The sequence below is a fragment of the Xenorhabdus taiwanensis genome (assembly GCF_036512875.1).
Taxonomy (GTDB): Bacteria; Pseudomonadota; Gammaproteobacteria; order Enterobacterales; family Enterobacteriaceae; genus Xenorhabdus; species Xenorhabdus taiwanensis.
In genome coordinates this window covers 1,968,737-1,988,221 of sequence record NZ_AP028978.1, presented here as the reverse complement: position 1 = coordinate 1,988,221, position 19,485 = coordinate 1,968,737, and the positions used below count along the sequence as shown (strand labels likewise).

Sequence of the window (19,485 nt, the reverse complement as noted above, 5' to 3'; positions counted from 1 at the left end):
CATGCTCTCACCATGATGATTAACCTAACCAGCTAACATTATTTTTATAATCTATCGACGGCCTATTTCATAACTCTAATAGCATACCTTTATCATCAATCAATAATATTATTACCTCTATCAATTATTACTGCCTTAGTCAGTGGATTTTCAGGCGCTTATTTAGTTGGAATATTTGGCAATCTAACTTTAATCATTAGCTGCTTCAGTTACTTAGCTTGGATATCTTGGCAACTTTGCCTAATTTTATCTGGGATTTGTCTGTTTGCTATGGGGATTTTTCATTTTTTAGAAAAACGTCCTTTACGTCTGATACAACAAATGCGCGATCAAGTTGATAAACTTTATCTCAATTTCCAGCACTTAATTGATGGCAGTAAAGAACTGAAACTTAATAGAAAAAAAGGCCATGCATTTATTGAAGAGGTTATTTCTCCAGGCACCCGAAAATTTAAGAAAACTTGTATCAGCCTTAATAATAACCATGAGTTATTATTAAACTCAGGGGTTGTTGTTTTTTATCTTGTTATTGGGCTTATTATTTTTGTTATCCCACTCTGGTTACCACAAACACCCTCAACCTTAGTCACTGCAATATTAATTGTCTTATTCTTATCAGGCCCGATTAATGAAGTGATCAGCACAATACCAGAAATGAGGTCAGCGAAAGTTTCATTGAATAAAATGAAAATACTGGATGATGAATTAATAATAGAAAGCACATTCAATCTTGCCAATAACACAAACCAATTTATGAGTGACAACCCATTGGTGCTGGAATTAAAAAATATTACTCATCAATACATCACCGACAAAGAAGATAAACCCTTTACACTTGGCCCGCTCAATTTGACAATTTATCAGGGTGAAATCGTATTTATTGTAGGTGGTAACGGCAGTGGAAAAACAACTCTTGCTATGTTGTTGGTAGGTTTATTCGAACAGGAGTTCGGGATAATTTTTCTTAATAAAATCAAGATGGGCAGAACAAACAACATTCATTATCGCCAATATTTTTCTGCGATCTTCTCCAATTATCATCTTTTTGATGAGTTGTTAAATCCCAGAAAATTCCGTCACTATTCCTTTCAAAATATCCCTACAGAAGATTATTGTGTTGTCCGGGAAATAAGATAGAAGGACGGAATAACGGATAAGTAGAGAGAAAAATGGCATTGATCGGCTACGCGCGAGTATCAACGGCGGAACAGGATACTGCTTTGCAGACGGATGCACTGAACAAGGCAGGTTTCGACCGGATTTTTGAAGATACTGTATCGAGAACCAAAGCTGAATGTCCCGGTTTGACTGCTGTGCTGATCCCGAAATTAGATATCGAATTCAGCTTATCCCTTGGATAGAAATTTAGGCGGTTCAGACGTAGAACCCGTAAATACTTTGTTAAATAGTAAGTGACAAACGTGACAAAATTTTGGACGGTTCCCGCTTATTACCCCGAACTGCGCAGCTGTGACGCTCGCCCTGAAAGGACGCTACGTTCAACTCCGAGGCTTCTTAAGTTTTTTTAATTAGAAATCGGCTACAAAAGCCTCAGCCAGTATCAATGCATTGCATTTTTGCATTTTCTTATAAAATTTATCTTCTGATTTCAGAATCTCACGTCTACTAACACTTGAATATGACGTGTTATTTGCACATGCATACGTTGTTGAAAATTGAGTATGAGCCCCTGATGGGTACATGTGGGGATATGGGCCAGGGTTTGCTGCTGAAGTTATCTCTTGGTAATGAGCGTTATCTTCAACTCTAGATGGTACAGGTATACCATTTACGATTCGATACAAGGTCGCTCTACGTATCTGTTCCCTTGAGATCCCCCCAAAAGCAACATATTCATGCTGATAGCCGAAATCATTAAGAGCCCCGAAGTAACCAGAGTCCGTTTCCCCCCATTCCCTAAATGAAGTCTCTACGCTATAAAAATTATCAGTCGGTCTTACCTCATAAAGATAAAATTCCGTTCCATCCTTCTCTTCATCCGCAAAAATATTAACAGCCACATTAGGATCAGTAGATGTTGCTACAAATGCAGAGGTGGCCGCCTCACCATGCCCACCTAAACTATCAGCTTCAACATGTTCAAGTAAGTTATCATTCTCCCCCCACGGATGAAACCCCATCTCAAATATCCCATCAGGTCCAGTCGGGACCCGGCTATCACTTCTGTAAAAAAAAGTCTGCGCCAATAGACTTGGCGAGAAAACAATCAAGAAAAATACTGTTAGTATTTTCATCAAGCCACCAATTAATATAATAAATTTATTTTGCCCAATGCACCATTCCCATCGCACTGGGCTTGTAATCTACTGGAAGTGATATTAGCCAGAGTTGCGTACTTAAAAAATCTCTTTCCGTCTTCTGTATTCAGGCCGTATTCATAAGTGAAATCCCCATAAAATAGTCCCTTCCCTTGAGCAAGGTCAACTCTGTTTACATCTTCACCACCCCAAGTTGGATATATACCAGTCACCTTACTATCGATATAAACTCCATTAGAATTTCTATCCCGACATGATGTCTGGTTAGTAGTAAAGAACGTTATATTAATGGCCCCATGCTCTGGAACGCCGCTTTCTGCTAAATTCAAGCACCCTTGACCATTACAGGTTGCATCAGCTACGAGTATATCCTTCTTTGTGCAAGGGGAATTTATTATTGTGAACCATGTTGAACCACTTTTAAAATGCCTAAACTCTACCGTACATGTCTTGGCACGATAATACTTTGCATAGCTAGGTAAGGGATTGGCATGAACGTTCCACGTGACAAACTTGGGGTTACCAACACAAGAAAATATGGTATTTTTATCTTCTATTTGTATTTTTTGAGATGTTTGATTTGGTTGAAGTGTTATTGCTGGATTAGGAACCGCCCAAATATACATGCATTCGGAACCACTCCCTTGTGGGGTATCTATAGTTATGGAGTAAAATTGGTTTGGATTGCTGAAAGTCACATCATACCATTGTGATGCATGAGATAGTGAAGATAGCAAAAACAAAAGAGAAGCGCAAAACTTTACCTTTCTCATATTTCCCACCATTTAATTGTTAATTTTAACGGAGACAAACTGATTATCCCCCTGACAATAAATGGTTATTTTATTCCCTGATATATACGCCAGCATAACAATTTTATCTATAGCTTTCCCTGAATCCGTGTTTATAGGGTATGTTTTATTGGTTAGCTGCGGAAAATCGGCCCCGTCATTAGCAGTAAAGTGAATTTGCGTGTATCTCCCGCTACTATCTAGCCCGTAGCTTTTCACGACGCCTGTGGGCGTATTACCATAATTACATGTGGTGGATGACATGGACTGGCCCGAGAAAAAGAGCACTCCGACCATCAATAAACTCAATATATATTTCATAATTACACCATAAATATAAATGTGCCTTATTGTCACTTATTGTCACAATAACAACGTAATGAAAACGCCGATGAGATCACACTCTTGGCTTTTCCGGCCACTCCGGTTTCTCAGGCTCTACCCTGTTCACCAGTACGTTGTACTTCTTCCAGGCTTCAAGGGTAGCCACAAACAGCCATGTTGAAACGGTTTGTGCGGGATTTGGCAACAGCAGGCTTTGCGTAAACTCCGTGGATAAAAATTGCAGCTCCATTTTCATCATCGTCTGGCTGTGGGAGGCGCCCTCGTCCGGCCAGAGAAAAGTCATACCTCATTGTCATGTTAATAACATTAGCAAGCTTTTGAGGTGTCCGAGATCCTTATACCACTTTGATCGTATTCATGAGATGTTCTCCCGAAATCCAGTACATCGGAAAAAAGATGGCACTGTTTGCTGCTGCAAAAGGGGACGTCCATCACATCACTACAGTTAGCGAGGAGAATTAAGATCGTTTAATAAAGAATAACTATCTGATTTTAAATTGAATAGCCATTTAAATTACCCTGTTAACCGTGTTTTTGGTTCCATTGCTCCCCAATCCCCCTTTTCTACTAGTGATGATAAATACCGCAATTTAATGGCAGTATCTTGCTCTTATCAGAGCAACCTAAATATGTTAAATTTACATATATCAATCACTTCTAATGAGCATCCCTATGATCCCGGAAAAACGTATTATTCGTCGGATTCAATCTGGTGGTTGTGCAATCCACTGTCAGGATTGTAGCATTAGCCAGCTTTGCATTCCTTTTACCTTAAATGAACATGAACTTGACCAGCTTGATAACATCATTGAGCGTAAGAAGCCTATCCAGAAAGGGCAAACGTTATTTAAGGCCGGTGATGCATTAAAATCACTCTACGCCATCCGCTCTGGGACCATCAAAAGCTATACTATTACCGAAGAAGGTGATGAACAAATTACAGGTTTCCACCTTGCTGGTGATTTAGTTGGATTTGACGCCATCATTAATACTGAACATCCAAGCTTTGCCCAGGCTTTGGAAACTTCAATGGTATGTGAAATCCCATTTGAAACACTGGACGACCTTTCTGGAAAAATGCCTAATCTCCGCCAGCAAATGATGCGTTTGATGAGTGGAGAAATCAAAGGTGATCAGGAAATGATCCTGTTGCTTTCCAAAAAGAATGCAGAAGAGAGATTGGCTGCTTTTATTTACAATCTGTCACGCCGCTTTTCACAACGTGGCTTCTCCCCTCGTGAATTCCGCCTTACCATGACACGCGGTGATATTGGTAATTACCTAGGCTTGACTGTTGAGACAATTAGTCGCCTGCTTGGCCGCTTCCAGAAAAATGGAATTTTAGCTGTCAAAGGTAAGTATATTGCAATCGAAGATATGAATAAACTGACAGTGTTGGCTGGCAAGTCCCCTGCTAATGCGTCCTAACGTTAGTTAAATTTTAGGCCAGATCACTATATTTTGCTGATCTGGCTTATTCTTATCTTGTTATAGTTGTTTATATTGGTTTATCTTCTGTACGAAAGAGGCATTCAGACTCTGCGAGGAACTCAATATGGCAAACTACCAAAACCTCCTAGTTGCAATTGATCCTAATCAGGATGATCAGCCCGCATTAAGGCGCGCAGTCTATATCGTGCAACGCAGTGGTGGGCAGATTAAAGCGTTTTTACCTATTTATGATTTTTCATATGAAATGACTACCTTACTTTCTCCAGAAGAAAGAAATGCTATGCGAAAAGGTGTCATAGGCCAACGAGTCGCTTGGATAAAACAGCAAGCCCATTACTACCTTGAATCAGGCATTGATATTGAGATCAAAGTGGTTTGGCATAATCGCCCTTATGAAGCCATCATTCAAGAAGTTATTATTGGAAATCACGACTTATTATTGAAGATGGCACATCAATATTCCCGATTGGAATCAATGATTTTTACTCCCCTTGACTGGCATCTGTTACGTAAGTGCCCTTGCCCAGTCTGGATGGTAAAAGATCAAGTATGGCCAGAAAATGGTTCTGCTGTTGTTGCTGTTAATTTATCTAATGAAGAACCTTACCATAATGAATTGAATCTGAAATTGGTGCGTGAGACACAAGAACTTGCCAATAGAATTGTAAAAGACCCTCTGATCCATCTCGTTAGCGCTTATCCAGTCGCACCTTTAAATATTGCAACTGAATTACCTGACTTTGACCCTAATGTGTATAATCAGGCGTTGCGTGGCCAACATTTGATCGCCATGAAAGAGTTGAGACATAAATTCTATATTGATGAGCAACACACTCACGTTCATGAAGGTATACCGGAGAAAGTCATTCCTGAAATATGTGATGAACTCAATGCTGGTGTGGTTGTTTTAGGTATTCTTGGTCGAACTGGATTATCTGCAGCATTTCTTGGCAATACTGCCGAACATGTCATCGATCGGCTAAGATGTGATTTGTTGGCGATAAAACCTGATGGTTTTGTTTGCCCTATCAAGATAGATGAAGAGTAATTAGTTAGCATAGATTGCCCGCACTATTTCGGGCAATCTAATATATTATCGACAATATTTTTCTGGATCTATGTCCACCAAATAAGATTGCCATCTTTGTGGCGACCCATAAAGCATGTAATGAGTAGCCGCTTTTCCTGCAATTGATTGGCATTTCCAGTTAGAACAGCATGTATCAAATTGCCATTTAGTAGAATTAAATCCCCTGGCGCTATATCAATGACCATATTCTCATGTTCTTCGAGTAGATCCGTAGGATAAGGAAAACCACTATGAGAGAGTCCAAGGGCAGAACGAGATCCCATATCAGGCTCAATATTCCACACCTTCAATTGCCCGCCTCCTTGTGGCACTTCTGCATAAAAATTGACTGCCATTACACGCTTGATACCCTGAATTTCAAAATCCTGTTGTCGAGGATCGCTAAGTTGAGCCAAATCATCGTGAGGTAATAACAAAAACTCTCCTGCATTATTCCAGTAGACTGCTTTGACATCACCGGCCGGTATTCCTTGATACATAGCTGGCCGAACTTGTAATAAGTTTTCTGACTGCGAGTCATTTAATTGCGCTATAAAATACGCCTGAGGATTAAGCGTTCCCTGAAAAAGTTGAGTAATTGCTGGACGAAAATATTCAACCTCTCTGAAATACTCAAGCGTTGTTTTTTCTATGTGAGAAGCACCAAGGAAATATCCTTCTATCCCATCTATCCCGTCACCATATCGGGGTTTTCTGGCTGTAGACAACCAAAAATTATCAATGATTTTTTTTCGTTGTTCCCACGGTAAGAAATGACGGATTCGACATGCTGCAAGATGACCATCCAGAAGAGCATCAACAGCACTTTTTTCTATGCGGCCTTCAGTTTCATGTATAACAAATTCTGATTCTTCCAGCTTCATTCCTGAGAGCGATAAATTTTTGTGCGTCATGGCTATTCCTTCAATGTATTAAGTCACATTTTGTTTAATTCATTTTTTGTTTATTTTTGGAACCCTGAGTTTTATGCAACATTTTCCTTTTCCTATGCAAAAAACCTACAATTGCAGGTACGGGACTTACTATTCTCTCTTGTTCTTTAAATTTGGAAGCATATCTTTCCCGCAATTTAGGCAGAAGACTCCAGTGTGTACTACCTGAAATATGGTGTTCTTGATGGTGACCATCATTAAAAGTCAATAAATTGTACAATTTTCCGTAGTAACTGACCGAGTTTGAAAATTGATTTTCTGGATTTGCTCCATAATGTTCATAATAATTTTGAATATTAACCAAGATAAAAGCGACTAATATTGAAGGCAAGTAACAAAGCAATGCCCATTGCCAAGATAAAATAAAGAAAAAAATCAGACCTGCAACCATAGCAAGCCTATCCAAGCGCAATTGGATAAGTTCTTTTTTCTTATTAACCTCAACTTTTGAAATTAATTTTTCAAAACCATGGTCATATTGGCTGAAAGGTTTTCTCCATAAAAACATTGCCCATAACATATGAGGAATCATATTATAAAGGGTTTTTATTCCACCCAAGATAGCATAATTCAATAATGTATTATGTTTCCCATCTTTACCACCCAAAAATGTTGACGAACTATCCTTAATTGGATCACGGTTATCATTATGATATTTATGATGATTTCTGACATGCGTCAACTGATAAGCTTGAATTGATTGCCCTATATTGATAGAGTTGAGCATAGAAACTAAGCTATTCATAGCTGGCGATATAAACCATGGAGTATGACTAAAGAAATGTGAAATAACTATAATATTATATGTAACCATAAATGAAATAATAGCTATATTAAATAGCCAATTTGAAATTGAAAAATAATCCCAATAGAATGCAAGAGTTATACTTACAATGATATTTAATAAGCTAAAAATAAACATGATGGAATCTTTAGTGGAATATCTCCAGATTTTCATATTTACCTCATTGTAAAAATTTTAACAGTGAATATGCTTTAAAATTAACACATTAATCGTGAAAAATATGATGATTAATTTTGACCGGATATTCACTGTCAATGATTTCTATTATAATTTCATTGATTATTGACTCTTAAAAATAAGATTGCAGATTTCCTCGGCGTCTGACATCCAATGTTGCACAATGGAAAGAACCACCAAAACTGTTAAAGTTCCTGAAGTTACATGGAATAGGAGTGAAACCCCAACGTTTCATTGCTGCTATCATAGGTTCATCTTGTTTTTCTACAATTACCCTATTTTCATCCAGCATTAGGATATTCATATTAATCCACTTACTGGTCATATATAAAGGATGGGAGTCTGGAATAATCGGCTTTGGTGCATGTAGTACATCCCATCCTTTAAATAATTCTGGAATTTTTGATACCGTTTCAGGATTAATCAATAATTTCCCTGGTGCAATGGGGATAAAAGTTGCGTCAATATGCATTGGATTTGGATCGTTAAATTCAAAGACATGTATACGATATTCATCACCAATATGCCTCCTTAGCCATTCAATCCCAAATTCATTTGTTACGTGGCTTTTCTGGGCAATTATATCCCTCCCACAACGATAGAAATCAGCCGCATCAAAAGTTGGTTCAAACTCTGTTATTGCATGAACGACTTTTTGTTGTTCTATACTTTCTTTCTCCCAATCGAAATTATATTGTTCATCGATTAATTGAGGCTTAGGGGCAGCACTCCATTTAGCTCCAGCCTTAAAATATTCTTTCAGTAAATCTTTATAAGCTGCCGTTTCAAAATAACGTGAACGCCATGCTAGCGGGCATTCGATAATATTGTCACCAATAACAAAAAGTATATCCCGAGGCATGGCGCAATATAATCCTGTACTTGTCCACCCTGGTGCACCAAATATTTTTGATTGATCTTGGGCATTGGGACGACGAACTTTGATACCCTCACTTTCAAGAATATGAACAAATTCTTCTAATTCTCTGGAGGCTGCTTCAATACGCTCTTTAGGAAAAGAACGCCCTGCATTCCGTTGAAAATTAATAAGTTGATAATCCTGCAATACAGGTTCCAGTGCCATATGCCATGTGGGAAATCTGGCACCATTAACAACACCAACAATCACTTCTTCAAGTGGATCCCACTCGGTAAATGCATTGACCGGTGACTTAAATGATTCTGCATGAGATAAATTTGTCATGTTTCCCCCATTTTGTTATTTAATGTCATTCATTATTCCCGCTTATTGAGATTAATCAGATTTTAAAAATTAGCAACTCTGGCAATTCTAACGATCTTTAGATATTTTATTATTGTAAATCTCTGTCGTTAGAATCCAAATAAATTCAATTGATATTAATTATTTGAATTTATTTGATATTTTTTATTTTTCTTATTTCTTTTTTACTAAAAACCAGAGCCAATCCGATTATTATTGCGAACATCCCAATGATACTTAAAATAGATAATGCATTACCTAAAAATAAGTAATCCATTATTGCTGTTACCCCTGGGACAAGGTAAAACAAACTAGTGACATTAACTAAATTACCCGCTCTGATAAGTCGATAAAGTAATAATTGAGCTGCTACAGAGATAACTAAGCCAAGCCATAATGCAGGCATAATAAAACCTATGACGGGTTCAATATGGAAGGGTTTGAAAGGTATAAATAACAGGCAAAGCAATAAACTTACACCATATTGTAATGGTAACACTTCGGAAGGAGCTTGCTGGATTTGTTTCTGAAAGATGGCTCCGATGCTTATACAGGCCAGTGCAGCTAAAGCGAAAAAAGTACCTGAAAAGGAAAACCTTGTCAAAACCAACCCTTGAAATACAACAAGCACTAATCCGATGAAGGATAGAAGCAATCCTATTAAACGGTGAGCAGTGAAATTTCTTTCCATCACCCACAGTGTAATAATTGGCTGAATTCCCATTACTGTAGCCAAGATGCCAGGAGTTATTCCATTTTCTAATGCCAGAAAATAAAAAATCGAATACCCTCCAATGATCAATAATCCCACCGCAGCAACTTTATTTCTACTTCCAGAAGCTGGGAGGAAACGTTTTTTGAACATGCAGAGTGCTAACAAAAATAGAAATGCAATCGTAAAACGTACCGTCAAAATGGCAAAAACAGAACTATGATCCAGTCCCCAACGAGAAAAGATTGCACCACTACTCCATAATAAAACGAAAAGTGAAGTTGAACCGTAAGTACTCCAAAATGTTTTTGAGGTCATACAAATACACCTGTCATAGTTATTTATGAAAGGGTAATAATTAACACTGAATGAAGCAATCTGTCGAACAATATTTGCTCGTAAAAATAGAGCAGAATAACGGCCACCTCTTCTGTTAAAAATTCAGATTTCTGGCAGCATTTTTTAGACGTTCATCTCCACGTCGATCATACTTTTGAGTTGTAGTAATGCTTGAATGTCCCATTGCATCTTTGACGGTTACGATATCTTCGCCATTATCCAGCATGGCTGATGCAAAAGTCCTGCGAAGATCATGTGGAGCAAATTTTTCTAATCCGCTTTCTATTCTACGGGTTTCAAGGATGTGATAGATGGCTTGATCTGATAAACGGCTATCGGTTACATCATCATGACGACGAATCCGGGTAAAAAGTGGTCCTGGGTGATCTCCACGCACTTCATCTACCCAACGATTCAAACGTTCCCATGTTCCTTCCGGCATATAGGACAACCGCTCTTTATTACCTTTTCCCATGACTCTTAATGCTTGTTCGCGACGAATAATGTGTTTCATATCGAGTGTAACAATTTCTGAACGACGAAGCCCACACCCCACAAGCACACCAATGATAGCCGCATCACGTAATCCTTTTGTACTGATATCATTTTCGCAGGTAAAGAATAAAGTTTTTATTTCATAACGCTCAAGTGCCCTGCCTTTTGGCAACCGATTTCCTCTGACAGATCGAACCTGTTTTATATGTTGAAAATTGTCGGTGTCGAGTTGTTTCATTGACCATGCTTCCAACGCAACTCCTTTCAAGGCAGAAAGATAAGTATTAATTGTTGCGGGAGCTTTACCCGAATCTGAAAGCATTTCCATAATGGCTTGAACATGGTGGCGGCGAAGTGCCTGCCAAGTACAGTCCTGTACATTTTGGTATCCCAACATTTTTGCCACGATATCCAGAAATGATTTCATTGTTTGGCGACTGCGTTTTGAACCAAGGCTGACAAGATAGGCAATGGCGGGATTGTCATATATCTGTCTTCCTAATACTGAGAGAGGCATCAGCATACCCTGTTCTTGTTGAGAATCGTTCGGCACAATCAGTGATTTTTCATCACTGCTATTTTTATGATTGAACGGAACAGACATTTCCATTTTCCTTACGGTTTATTTTTGTTCAATTTGGTGGGGCTTTGATTGTTGCGCTCCGTAAAAATTACGGCTAATCACCCACATCATCTTATTCAATAAATCTTACTTTTTCAAATGTATATTTTAATAAGTAGAAGGGTTGCCAATAAAAAAGCACTTAACTAATTAAGCTCAACTCATTGATATGGCTGCATTATTTTTAGAGAAAAAATACCGGCGATTACGATTACATCTGGATAATTAACGCGGCAGTGCAATAAATCCCTCTTCTATCCCATGGACCTCTATACCTTCTGGCATAGCTTCCCCAACAGTTATCTGACGGAACATAGCCTGGCGTTTTAAATCTGGACGCCAATTTATTGTTAATTGTCCATTGTTAGCCCGAGTCAGCGCTGCTTCTGGTACGACAATTCCCTGCTCATTGCGATAAATAACAATATTGACTTTGGCACTCATTCCAGGTCTGATGGGGTGACTTTGATTCATAGATGAAATCACTTTAATCACAACATCATAATAAATTGCTGACCCTGGTTTATCCGTACTCACACTTTGCATCGCAATGGTTTCAATTTCTCCATCCAGAGGGTGCTCAGAAAACCCTTCACCACTGATTTTTACTGCCTGCCCTTCTTTGAGTTTGGCGAGATCGGTTTCTTCTACCTGTGCCAGTACCTGATATTGGGTTGTGTCCATAATTTCCAGTAATGGCATCCCTTCGGTCACTCTAACTCCTGTTTGAATCATTAAGAGTTTCTTATTTTCGCCCTGTGTAGCCCTCAGTATGACACCCGAAAATGGCGCTTTAATTTCTTTATGCAAGTATTGTTCTTGTAGCGACTGATAACGGCTTGTTGCATTCTGAAGCTCCATCTCTGCAACACGCACGTTATTAATACTTCCTTTTTGTCGAGTAGATACAAGATCGTCCTGTACTGAAGCAAGTTCCGTTAGTTGTCGGCGAAGTTGCTGCTGGAGGTTTTCCACTTCCATTTTTGGCACGATACCCCGTGAAAACAGAGCTTGTGTTTTGGCGAGATTATTTTTTAGTTCTATAACCATGTGGTTTGCATTTTCGACATTTCTTCTGGCTCGGATGACCTCCTGGCTGTTCTCCCAGTCATGTAATTGGTCAACGACTGATGAGGCTTTGATCATTTCAACTTGCGCTTGCCGAAAATCAATATCAATCTTTCGGGTATCAAGCGTCACTAATGTTTGACCTGCTTTCACCCACTGCCCTTCTTTGACCAAAACTTGTTTAATGATTGCATCAAATGGAGCGGGTATAGTTTCAAGACGTGCAGATTGTAGGTGGCCGACCAAGCCAAGTCGTTTTTCTATAACAGCTTGTTTTACCTCAATCCATTGTACTGCCTCCTGAGCTGGTGATTGCTTTAAAGATAAAAAGGTAAAAAAACAAGCCACCACAACAAGTATGCCAGCAATGGCCCATCGATAACGTTTAATCATTGAGTGTTATCTCCCAGCTTTCCAGTGTAGTACCAAGAATTTGATCCAGTTCAGCCTGAGCATTGAGATACTGAATAAGTGTATTCAAGCGTGCATTTTCAGCATTTCTTAGGTCGGTTTCAAAACTCAGAACCTGAAAGTTGCTGGATCGACCAGCCTGTAATTTTTCCTGTTCAATTTCGAGTTTCTTTTGGGAAAGTGAACTGGCTTTTATCGCTAATTGATATTCTTGCCAGCGTGATTCCGTATCACGGATTGCATTGATTATATTTTGTTCCAGATTTGTTTTTGCTTCCTCCAGGTGTAAGGTTTGCTTCTGGACATTGACTTTAGCCTGAACTTCTGCTTGTTTCTGGGTCATATCTCCGATTGGAATATCCAGTTGTATACCCACAAAATTTTCCCATTTTCGGGTTTCAGAAGATGACGAACGATGCTGAGATGCACCACCAACCAGCGATAAATCCCAGAGCCGGTTATTTCGGGCCTGCAATAATTGAATATCTGCTGCTTTTGCAGAAAGTAATTGAATAAGGTAATCAGGCTGCTGAGTCTGTGCCTTGGCAATTGATTGTTCAATATGCAGACTTACATGCGTTCCTTTTAGCGTATCTGTAGCATAGATGGGAGTTTTGTGGTTTAGAGCAAGTAACTTAAGCAACGCCAGCTTCGTGGAATGCACATTGTTTTCCGCCTCCTTTGCCGAAAGCTCCTGCATGGCCAAATCAGCCTGTGTTTGTATGATATCTGTCTGGGCCATCCTGCCTGCATCAATCAACTCTTTGTTAATCTCGACTAATTTCTGCATCCGCTTAAGGGAAGCAACTGATAATGATTGTTGTTCCTGAGCACGGAGTAACGCATGATATGCGAAAATGATTTGGGTGATTGAATCGGAAATAGTCGCTTTCAAATTCAGCCGATTGGTCTGTTCCTGGAGTTTAGCCAGTAAGATCGGAGCATTGTTGACATCGGTTCCTGCGCCCTGTAAAAGAGGCTGTACCACAGTAATACTTGCACCATCATTGTGAAAATTACTTACCCCAGATCTCGTGTTCTCACGAGTCCAGGAAAGAGTGAAACGTGTTCCCAAAGGGGTAAGCAGTGTGGCATTCGGAGAAAGGTCAGTTTTACTGAAAGTTGAATCCTGATTTTTGCCCGCAGTATAACGCCCACTTAGCTGTAGCTTTGGTGTAAATCGATCTTCTGCCACCCGTAAATCAAATTTCTGGGCGATACGATCCAAATAAATACTACGTATCGCGTAGTTATTTCTTAAACCAAGCGATATTGCATCACTTAACGACAAGCCTATAGCCTCTCCAGAGGCTTCCCACCGCAAATTGTAATCAAGTTTTCGTTCCTGTTCAGATACAGACAGCCCTGTTTGAGGAAAAAGGAGAAACAAGGTCAACGAGCCATAAAAATATTTTTTAATCATCACGTAATGCCTGTACGGGTTCCATTTGAGAGGCTTTATGTGCGGGATAAAAACCGGAGATAAGTCCCGCCATGATTGAACTACCTATCCCTAAAGGAATAGATAAAGGGGCTAAAGAAAATGACCAGCCAGAATAAAGGACAAAAAGAAAGGAGACGATAACACCTGCCAATGTCCCAAGGATGGCGCCGGCTAAAGTCAATGCAGCAGCTTCATACAAAAAAAGGCGCCGGATATCCTGAGTTCTTGCGCCTAAAGCCATACGTAATCCGATCTCTTTTCGTCGGGCCGAAACGTTCATCAACATCACATTGGAAATTGCAATGCCGCCGGTAAGCAGCGAAATCCCCGCCAACCCGATCAACATAAAAGAAAAGGTTTTGTTTTGTTCTGTCTGCCCTTTCAGTAGTTGCTGGGCCACCCGAACATCAATATCAACCGCCGGAAACTTGCGCTTGAGCAACGCCAATAAATTCTTCGCATCGGTTTCTGTGGTTGCGGTTGTTATAGTGCGAGCGATGATGCCATTCAAATCGGTATTGGGTGAGATTTTTCGCATGGCATTGATAGGCGCGACCACCACCGAATCCAGCGAAAAAGGAAAGATAGGGTTTTGTCCTTTTATAGCGAAAATACCAATGACCGTATATAAATAGTTACCAAGCTGAATCTGTTTGCCAAGTATACGGGATGGTTCTCCATCACCAAGGGTAACGGCAACTTCATTACCAATGACTACATAGGGAGAGAGCTGATCATAAGCAGTGATAAATCGGCCATAGCGAAGTCGTAATTGCATGACTTCCTCAAGTTCCGCAGAAGAGCCTATTATGGTAAATGTTTCTGTTTTCCCGTTATAGCGTCCAGGCGAAGGGTAATAGATCCAGGGGGCTGCGGAAGATAAACCCGGGATAGCTGTTGTCAGGTCGGCCATTTTAATTGACTGGATATCAATACCATGATTATAAGTGTTTAGATTTGCTGTAATGACATTGATATCAAGCCCGCTGAACATTTTCAACGCAGCAAGTGTAGCGTTATGTCCGGTATTAACAAATGCCACAACCGAAGCGCAACCAATAGCAATACCCGATAAAGCAAGTAGAGTACTTCTTCCCGTTGCCATTAAGTTACGCCAGGCTTCTCTCCATATCATTAGTATCGACATGCCATAGTTGTCAGACTGACGATGATCATGCATGTATTGTCATCCCTCTGGTTTCATGCAACTGACCGTCAATAATGCGTAATTCGCGCTGCATATGGTTCGCAACCATAGCATCATGGGTTATTACGACCAGCGTCATCGCCTTGTCTGTATGAAGGGAAGAAAGTAGCAATAAAATTTCTTCTGCGGTTTGGCGATCCAGATTACCGGTAGGTTCATCAGCCAGCAGTAACGAAGGTTCTCCGGCCAACGCTCTGGCAAGAGCCACTCGTTGTCGCTGCCCGCCGGATAGATCTGCCGGATAATGAGCTGCACGATGTGATAGGCCAACCAAATGTAGTTTTTCTCTGGCAATTTTATGTGCTTGTGAAGCAGAAATACCGCGGTAAAGAAGTGGCAGAGCAACGTTTTCTGTGGCTGTCATTCCGGCTAACAAATGAAAACTTTGAAAAACAAAACCAATTTCTTTATTACGCATTCTGGCTCTGAGGTCAGTATCTGCTGTTGACATATCAACACCACAAAGAAAATACTCACCTGAGGTGGGCTTATCCAGTAAACCAAGAATATTCAATAAGGTGCTTTTACCTGAACCTGATGTTCCGACAATAGCACAGCTTTGACCAGCATAAATTTGTGCCGTTATATTTTTTAGAATCGGGACTTCCCCCTCTCCACCCTGTTGATAAACACGGGTTAACCGTTGCATGCTGATAACCGGTGATATTGGTATTGTGGGATAAATCGAATTTATAGTATCCATTATTTTTATAATATCTCCTTTTTTTAATATCTATCTTTATCAAATAGATCCAATTTTCAACTTAATTAATAAGCGGATAATTAGATTGCATTAAATCAATATTGTTATTGTGCATGACATTGCAATTACCAATAATTTATTCCCCTCATGCAAATAATAGCCAAATAATTATTGATCATAAATTATGATAATAGAGATTATATTTCTAATCCAGAATATAAAAATATAATTAGTTTTTAAATTTTGAAATTGCAACTTTGTCAGGTGATGATTTAGATTTAGTGTGCGTTATCAAATAAGACTTTATAAGTAATATATTTAAATGGCAAATTCTAAAATATAACAGGAGAATGTTTATGTTCAAGAAATTATTGACAGTTGGGGCATTAGCTGCAGGCATTGCATTAACCGGAGGAATTGGGACTGCATCGGCAGGAACTACGGCACTTGCTGCTACATGCCCATCTCAGGATAAATCACATAATGGTCGAGTATATTTGAGATATGTAATTAATCCTTATAATTCTTTTGCTAATACATTTACAAGTGATGGAATTAAATGGTATTTTCAAGGTCCTTCATTCCAGTGCTCATATAATGGAACTGTAGCTTGGGCTGCTCAATATAAAGGTAACTAAAAATAACAAGTTAAGATTATTATGAAGGAATAAAAATAAATTAACCCTTTATAAAAATTATTATCATGGTAATGTATCAGAATTGGAGAAATTATTTTTTAGGAGAAATCATATAGTATTTTGGTATATTTGAGGTATGTAGTTAATCCTCAAGATGCTTTTTTTAATATATGTAATATGCGCTACATTCAATATATGAATGTAGCGCATTACATTTCAATTCTTATAAAAAAACTCCATTCACAGAGTAACACCAGATACCCAAACGATTTTGATGGCTGAACAGAGCTAATATTTTTTGGTCACATCAATTTTTTTGAACTGGGTCTAAGTAAAAGTTACACACCTATGACATCCTAGTTAACACTTTTGTAACACTGGATAAAAAATATTAAAAATCAATCAAATAAAAGAAAATCTCGATCCACCCAGAATTTGGGGTAGTTAAGGAGACACATATGCAACGTCCTACTGTTTTGAAATTATCATTGCAACCGCAAGAACCGCACGAGAATGAAATTTATTATCAAGAAAGCTTCAGGATGAAGTGGTTTTATAATAACCAAGGTGTTTCTTTTGTTAGCTATAATAATGAACAAATGAAGTGGCTTAATGAGGCAATGGAAGAAATAGAATCATCGTTGACAGGCCGTCAGTTGCTTCAGCGTATCGACGCAGCATTAAGAAGTAAACAGCTCAAGTTATCTATTCATCTCAGTACCCAGGATACAGGCGTTAAAGCACATAAAGATCATTACGCTGACAGTTATCTGGGAACGGGATCTGATTTTTATTGCAATCTTAGACAAAATAATCAAATGCGAGAGGATGAAAGGATAAGAGAAAATGCATGTATTGTATTTCATGAGCTGCTCCATGCTCTTCATAATCTAGAAGGAAGACGTCTCAAAAACAACGAGTTAGATCAAGGTTTCCACCCTCTCCTGCTTGAGGAAGCAAAAACAGTTGGCTTAGGGAAATACTCTGCTGAAAACCTTTCAGAAAACGCATTCAGATATGAAAAGGGATATCCCCGCAGAACTTTTTATCAACATTATAATGATATTACTATAAATGACGATGGTACTGTAAGAAAAGGACCAGGCAATCATATATCCAAATTCCCATCTCTTTACTTTAAAAAGTAGATATTTAATCTTTAAAAGGACTCATTAAACATCAGTTTTGTTTAATAATCGCAATTTCATGGTCACGTAAACCTAAATCTGTTTCAATAGTTTTCACAATTATATTTAATGAATTCATGTCACATGTACTGCATTCAATATATTGAATGCAGTACATTACGTTGCAATCTTTATAAAAAAACCAAGCATCAGGTTGTTTGAGTTATAAAGCTCGAAGAATGGCTTCTACACTTTCTTTCGCATCACCAAACAACATTTGAGTATTATCTTTAAAGAATAATGGATTTTGCACTCCGGCATATCCCGTATTCATCGAACGTTTAAATACGATGACATTTTGTGCTTTCCAAACCTCCAAAACTGGCATGCCAGCAATAGGGCTTGAAGGATCTTCTTGAGCGGCTGGGTTTACAGTGTCATTGGCTCCTATAACTAAAACCGTATCCGTTTCAGAAAAGTCGTCGTTAATTTCATCCATTTCCAAGACAATATCATAAGGAACTTTAGCTTCGGCAAGTAATACGTTCATATGACCTGGCAACCGTCCCGCAACGGGGTGAATGCCAAAACGAACATTTATGCCCTTCTCTCGTAATTTGGCTGTAATGTCATGAACAGGATACTGCGCTTGAGCAACTGCCATACCATAGCCTGGGGTAATGATAACAGAAGTGGAATTTTTTAACAGTTCAGCGACATCTTCCGCAGTTGTTTCGCGGTACTCTCCTAGCTCTTGATCATCACCTGAAGAACTGCCATCTGTACCGAAACCGCCAGCAATGACACTGATAAAGGAACGGTTCATCGCCTTACACATAATATAAGAAAGGATTGCCCCCGAAGAACCCACTAAGGCACCTGTGACGATCAACAAGTCATTACTTAACATGAAACCGGCTGCCGCAGCCGCCCAGCCTGAATATGAGTTCAGCATGGAAATAACGACTGGCATATCTGCACCGCCAATCGAAGCCACTAAATGCCAGCCAAAAGCGAGAGCGATAACTGTCATCACCAGTAAAGTGAAGACTTGCAAGCCAACACTTTCTGTTTTGATAAAGGTGAACATTAAGATCAAGGAGACAACCAATGCTGCCAGATTAAGTTTGTGCCGATGTGGCAACATCAATGGCTTGGATGAGATTTTCCCACGTAATTTACCAAATGCCACAATTGAACCAGTAAATGTTACGGCACCAATAAATACCCCAAGGAAAACTTCTGTCAGGTGAATATTTACCATAATAGAACTGGCAAAAATATCATGGGTGATAAAACTATTGAACCCAACCAGAACCGCTGCTAAACCGACAAAACTGTGCAGGATAGCCACCAATTCTGGCATTTCAGTCATCTCCACTTTTTTGGCAAGACGAATACCAATAACTGCCCCGATGACCATCGCTAAAATAATCCAGCCAATTTTGCCAGTATCAGGCCCTAATATCGTGGCAATCAGCGCAATCGTCATACCAACGATACCAAAAATGTTACCGCGTCTGGAGCTTTCGTGGCGGGAAAGTCCGGCAAGGCTGAAAATGAACAAAATGGCGGCAACAATATAGGCTGCTGTCACTATTCCGCTCGATATTATTCCGTTCGACA

19 protein-coding genes and 1 pseudogene are annotated in these 19,485 nt (G+C 39.2%); 6 read left to right on the top strand and 14 right to left on the bottom strand.

Annotation, left to right across the window (positions count from 1 at the left end; translation table 11 throughout):
- The first annotated feature begins 321 nt into the window (after nucleotides 1-321).
- Together ACE1SE_RS09055 and ACE1SE_RS09050 are read left to right on the top strand one after the other, a co-directional pair.
- Nucleotides 322-1,137, top strand: coding sequence for an ATP-binding cassette domain-containing protein (locus ACE1SE_RS09055; RefSeq protein WP_374053539.1), 816 nt, complete (start codon nucleotides 322-324; stop codon nucleotides 1,135-1,137).
- A 32-nt stretch (nucleotides 1,138-1,169) separates the two neighbouring features.
- On the top strand, nucleotides 1,170-1,361 hold the full coding sequence (locus ACE1SE_RS09050; protein WP_445082115.1) for a recombinase family protein: 192 nt from the start codon (nucleotides 1,170-1,172) through the stop codon (nucleotides 1,359-1,361).
- A gap of 168 nt (nucleotides 1,362-1,529) precedes the next feature.
- On the opposite strand, the gene ACE1SE_RS09045 is transcribed toward ACE1SE_RS09050, so the two are convergent.
- From ACE1SE_RS09045 to ACE1SE_RS09030, 4 genes and pseudogenes are all read right to left on the bottom strand, one after another.
- Nucleotides 1,530-2,255, bottom strand: coding sequence for a scabin-related ADP-ribosyltransferase (locus ACE1SE_RS09045; RefSeq protein WP_374053538.1), 726 nt, complete (start codon nucleotides 2,253-2,255; stop codon nucleotides 1,530-1,532).
- A gap of 11 nt (nucleotides 2,256-2,266) precedes the next feature.
- A complete protein-coding gene (locus ACE1SE_RS09040) occupies nucleotides 2,267-3,052 on the bottom strand; it encodes a hypothetical protein (RefSeq protein WP_374053537.1) in 786 nt (261 codons plus the stop codon).
- 415 nt (nucleotides 3,053-3,467) lie between these two features.
- Complete coding sequence (locus ACE1SE_RS09035) at nucleotides 3,468-3,560, bottom strand: tail fiber assembly protein (protein ID WP_374053631.1); 93 nt, start codon at nucleotides 3,558-3,560, stop codon at nucleotides 3,468-3,470.
- Between the two features lie 3 nt (nucleotides 3,561-3,563).
- A pseudogene (locus ACE1SE_RS09030) lies at nucleotides 3,564-3,701 on the bottom strand (IncC plasmid conjugative DNA transfer DtrJ family protein); the annotation flags it as partial.
- 386 nt (nucleotides 3,702-4,087) lie between these two features.
- Here ACE1SE_RS09030 and fnr point away from each other — a divergent pair.
- Entirely contained in the window at nucleotides 4,088-4,843 is a 756-nt protein-coding gene (gene fnr, locus ACE1SE_RS09025; RefSeq protein ID WP_374053536.1) for a fumarate/nitrate reduction transcriptional regulator Fnr, read from the top strand.
- A gap of 127 nt (nucleotides 4,844-4,970) precedes the next feature.
- On the top strand, nucleotides 4,971-5,915 hold the full coding sequence (gene uspE / locus ACE1SE_RS09020) for a universal stress protein UspE (RefSeq protein ID WP_374053535.1): 945 nt from the start codon (nucleotides 4,971-4,973) through the stop codon (nucleotides 5,913-5,915).
- A 68-nt stretch (nucleotides 5,916-5,983) separates the two neighbouring features.
- Here the strand turns inward: uspE and ACE1SE_RS09015 are convergent, their stop codons facing one another.
- The 9 genes from ACE1SE_RS09015 to ACE1SE_RS08975 all read right to left on the bottom strand — a co-directional run bounded on the left by ACE1SE_RS09015 (nucleotide 5,984) and on the right by ACE1SE_RS08975 (nucleotide 16,094).
- The gene (locus ACE1SE_RS09015) at nucleotides 5,984-6,850 is read right to left on the bottom strand and encodes a 2OG-Fe(II)-dependent halogenase WelO5 family protein (protein ID WP_374053534.1); all 867 of its coding nucleotides are present in this window, start codon (nucleotides 6,848-6,850) and stop codon (nucleotides 5,984-5,986) included.
- A gap of 34 nt (nucleotides 6,851-6,884) precedes the next feature.
- Nucleotides 6,885-7,847 carry a fatty acid desaturase family protein gene (locus tag ACE1SE_RS09010; RefSeq protein ID WP_374053533.1) on the bottom strand — a complete coding sequence of 321 codons (963 nt, stop codon included), beginning with the start codon at nucleotides 7,845-7,847 and terminating at the stop codon, nucleotides 6,885-6,887.
- Between the two features lie 136 nt (nucleotides 7,848-7,983).
- Complete coding sequence (locus ACE1SE_RS09005; protein ID WP_374053532.1) at nucleotides 7,984-9,075, bottom strand: amidinotransferase; 1,092 nt, start codon at nucleotides 9,073-9,075, stop codon at nucleotides 7,984-7,986.
- Nucleotides 9,076-9,244: 169 nt separating this feature from the next.
- A complete protein-coding gene (locus ACE1SE_RS09000; RefSeq protein WP_374053531.1) occupies nucleotides 9,245-10,123 on the bottom strand; it encodes a DMT family transporter in 879 nt (292 codons plus the stop codon).
- A 115-nt stretch (nucleotides 10,124-10,238) separates the two neighbouring features.
- Complete coding sequence (locus ACE1SE_RS08995; RefSeq protein ID WP_374053630.1) at nucleotides 10,239-11,156, bottom strand: tyrosine-type recombinase/integrase; 918 nt, start codon at nucleotides 11,154-11,156, stop codon at nucleotides 10,239-10,241.
- A gap of 330 nt (nucleotides 11,157-11,486) precedes the next feature.
- On the bottom strand, nucleotides 11,487-12,722 hold the full coding sequence (locus tag ACE1SE_RS08990) for an HlyD family secretion protein (RefSeq protein WP_374053530.1): 1,236 nt from the start codon (nucleotides 12,720-12,722) through the stop codon (nucleotides 11,487-11,489).
- On the bottom strand, nucleotides 12,715-14,163 hold the full coding sequence (locus ACE1SE_RS08985) for a TolC family protein (protein WP_374053529.1): 1,449 nt from the start codon (nucleotides 14,161-14,163) through the stop codon (nucleotides 12,715-12,717). The genes ACE1SE_RS08990 and ACE1SE_RS08985 overlap by 8 nt, the downstream gene beginning before the upstream one ends.
- On the bottom strand, nucleotides 14,156-15,364 hold the full coding sequence (locus tag ACE1SE_RS08980) for an ABC transporter permease (protein WP_374053528.1): 1,209 nt from the start codon (nucleotides 15,362-15,364) through the stop codon (nucleotides 14,156-14,158). The genes ACE1SE_RS08985 and ACE1SE_RS08980 overlap by 8 nt, the downstream gene beginning before the upstream one ends.
- Complete coding sequence (locus tag ACE1SE_RS08975) at nucleotides 15,357-16,094, bottom strand: ABC transporter ATP-binding protein (RefSeq protein ID WP_374053527.1); 738 nt, start codon at nucleotides 16,092-16,094, stop codon at nucleotides 15,357-15,359. The genes ACE1SE_RS08980 and ACE1SE_RS08975 overlap by 8 nt, the downstream gene beginning before the upstream one ends.
- Nucleotides 16,095-16,450: 356 nt before the next feature.
- Here ACE1SE_RS08975 and ACE1SE_RS08970 point away from each other — a divergent pair, with 356 nt between their 5' ends.
- Together ACE1SE_RS08970 and ACE1SE_RS08965 are read left to right on the top strand one after the other, a co-directional pair.
- A complete protein-coding gene (locus tag ACE1SE_RS08970) occupies nucleotides 16,451-16,732 on the top strand; it encodes an LCI fold-containing protein (RefSeq protein ID WP_374053526.1) in 282 nt (93 codons plus the stop codon).
- Between the two features lie 458 nt (nucleotides 16,733-17,190).
- On the top strand, nucleotides 17,191-17,880 hold the full coding sequence (locus ACE1SE_RS08965) for a M91 family zinc metallopeptidase (protein WP_374053525.1): 690 nt from the start codon (nucleotides 17,191-17,193) through the stop codon (nucleotides 17,878-17,880).
- 202 nt (nucleotides 17,881-18,082) lie between these two features.
- On the opposite strand, the gene pntB is transcribed toward ACE1SE_RS08965, so the two are convergent.
- Complete coding sequence (pntB, locus tag ACE1SE_RS08960) at nucleotides 18,083-19,471, bottom strand: Re/Si-specific NAD(P)(+) transhydrogenase subunit beta (protein WP_374053629.1); 1,389 nt, start codon at nucleotides 19,469-19,471, stop codon at nucleotides 18,083-18,085.
- Between the last annotated feature and the right edge of the window lie 14 nt (nucleotides 19,472-19,485).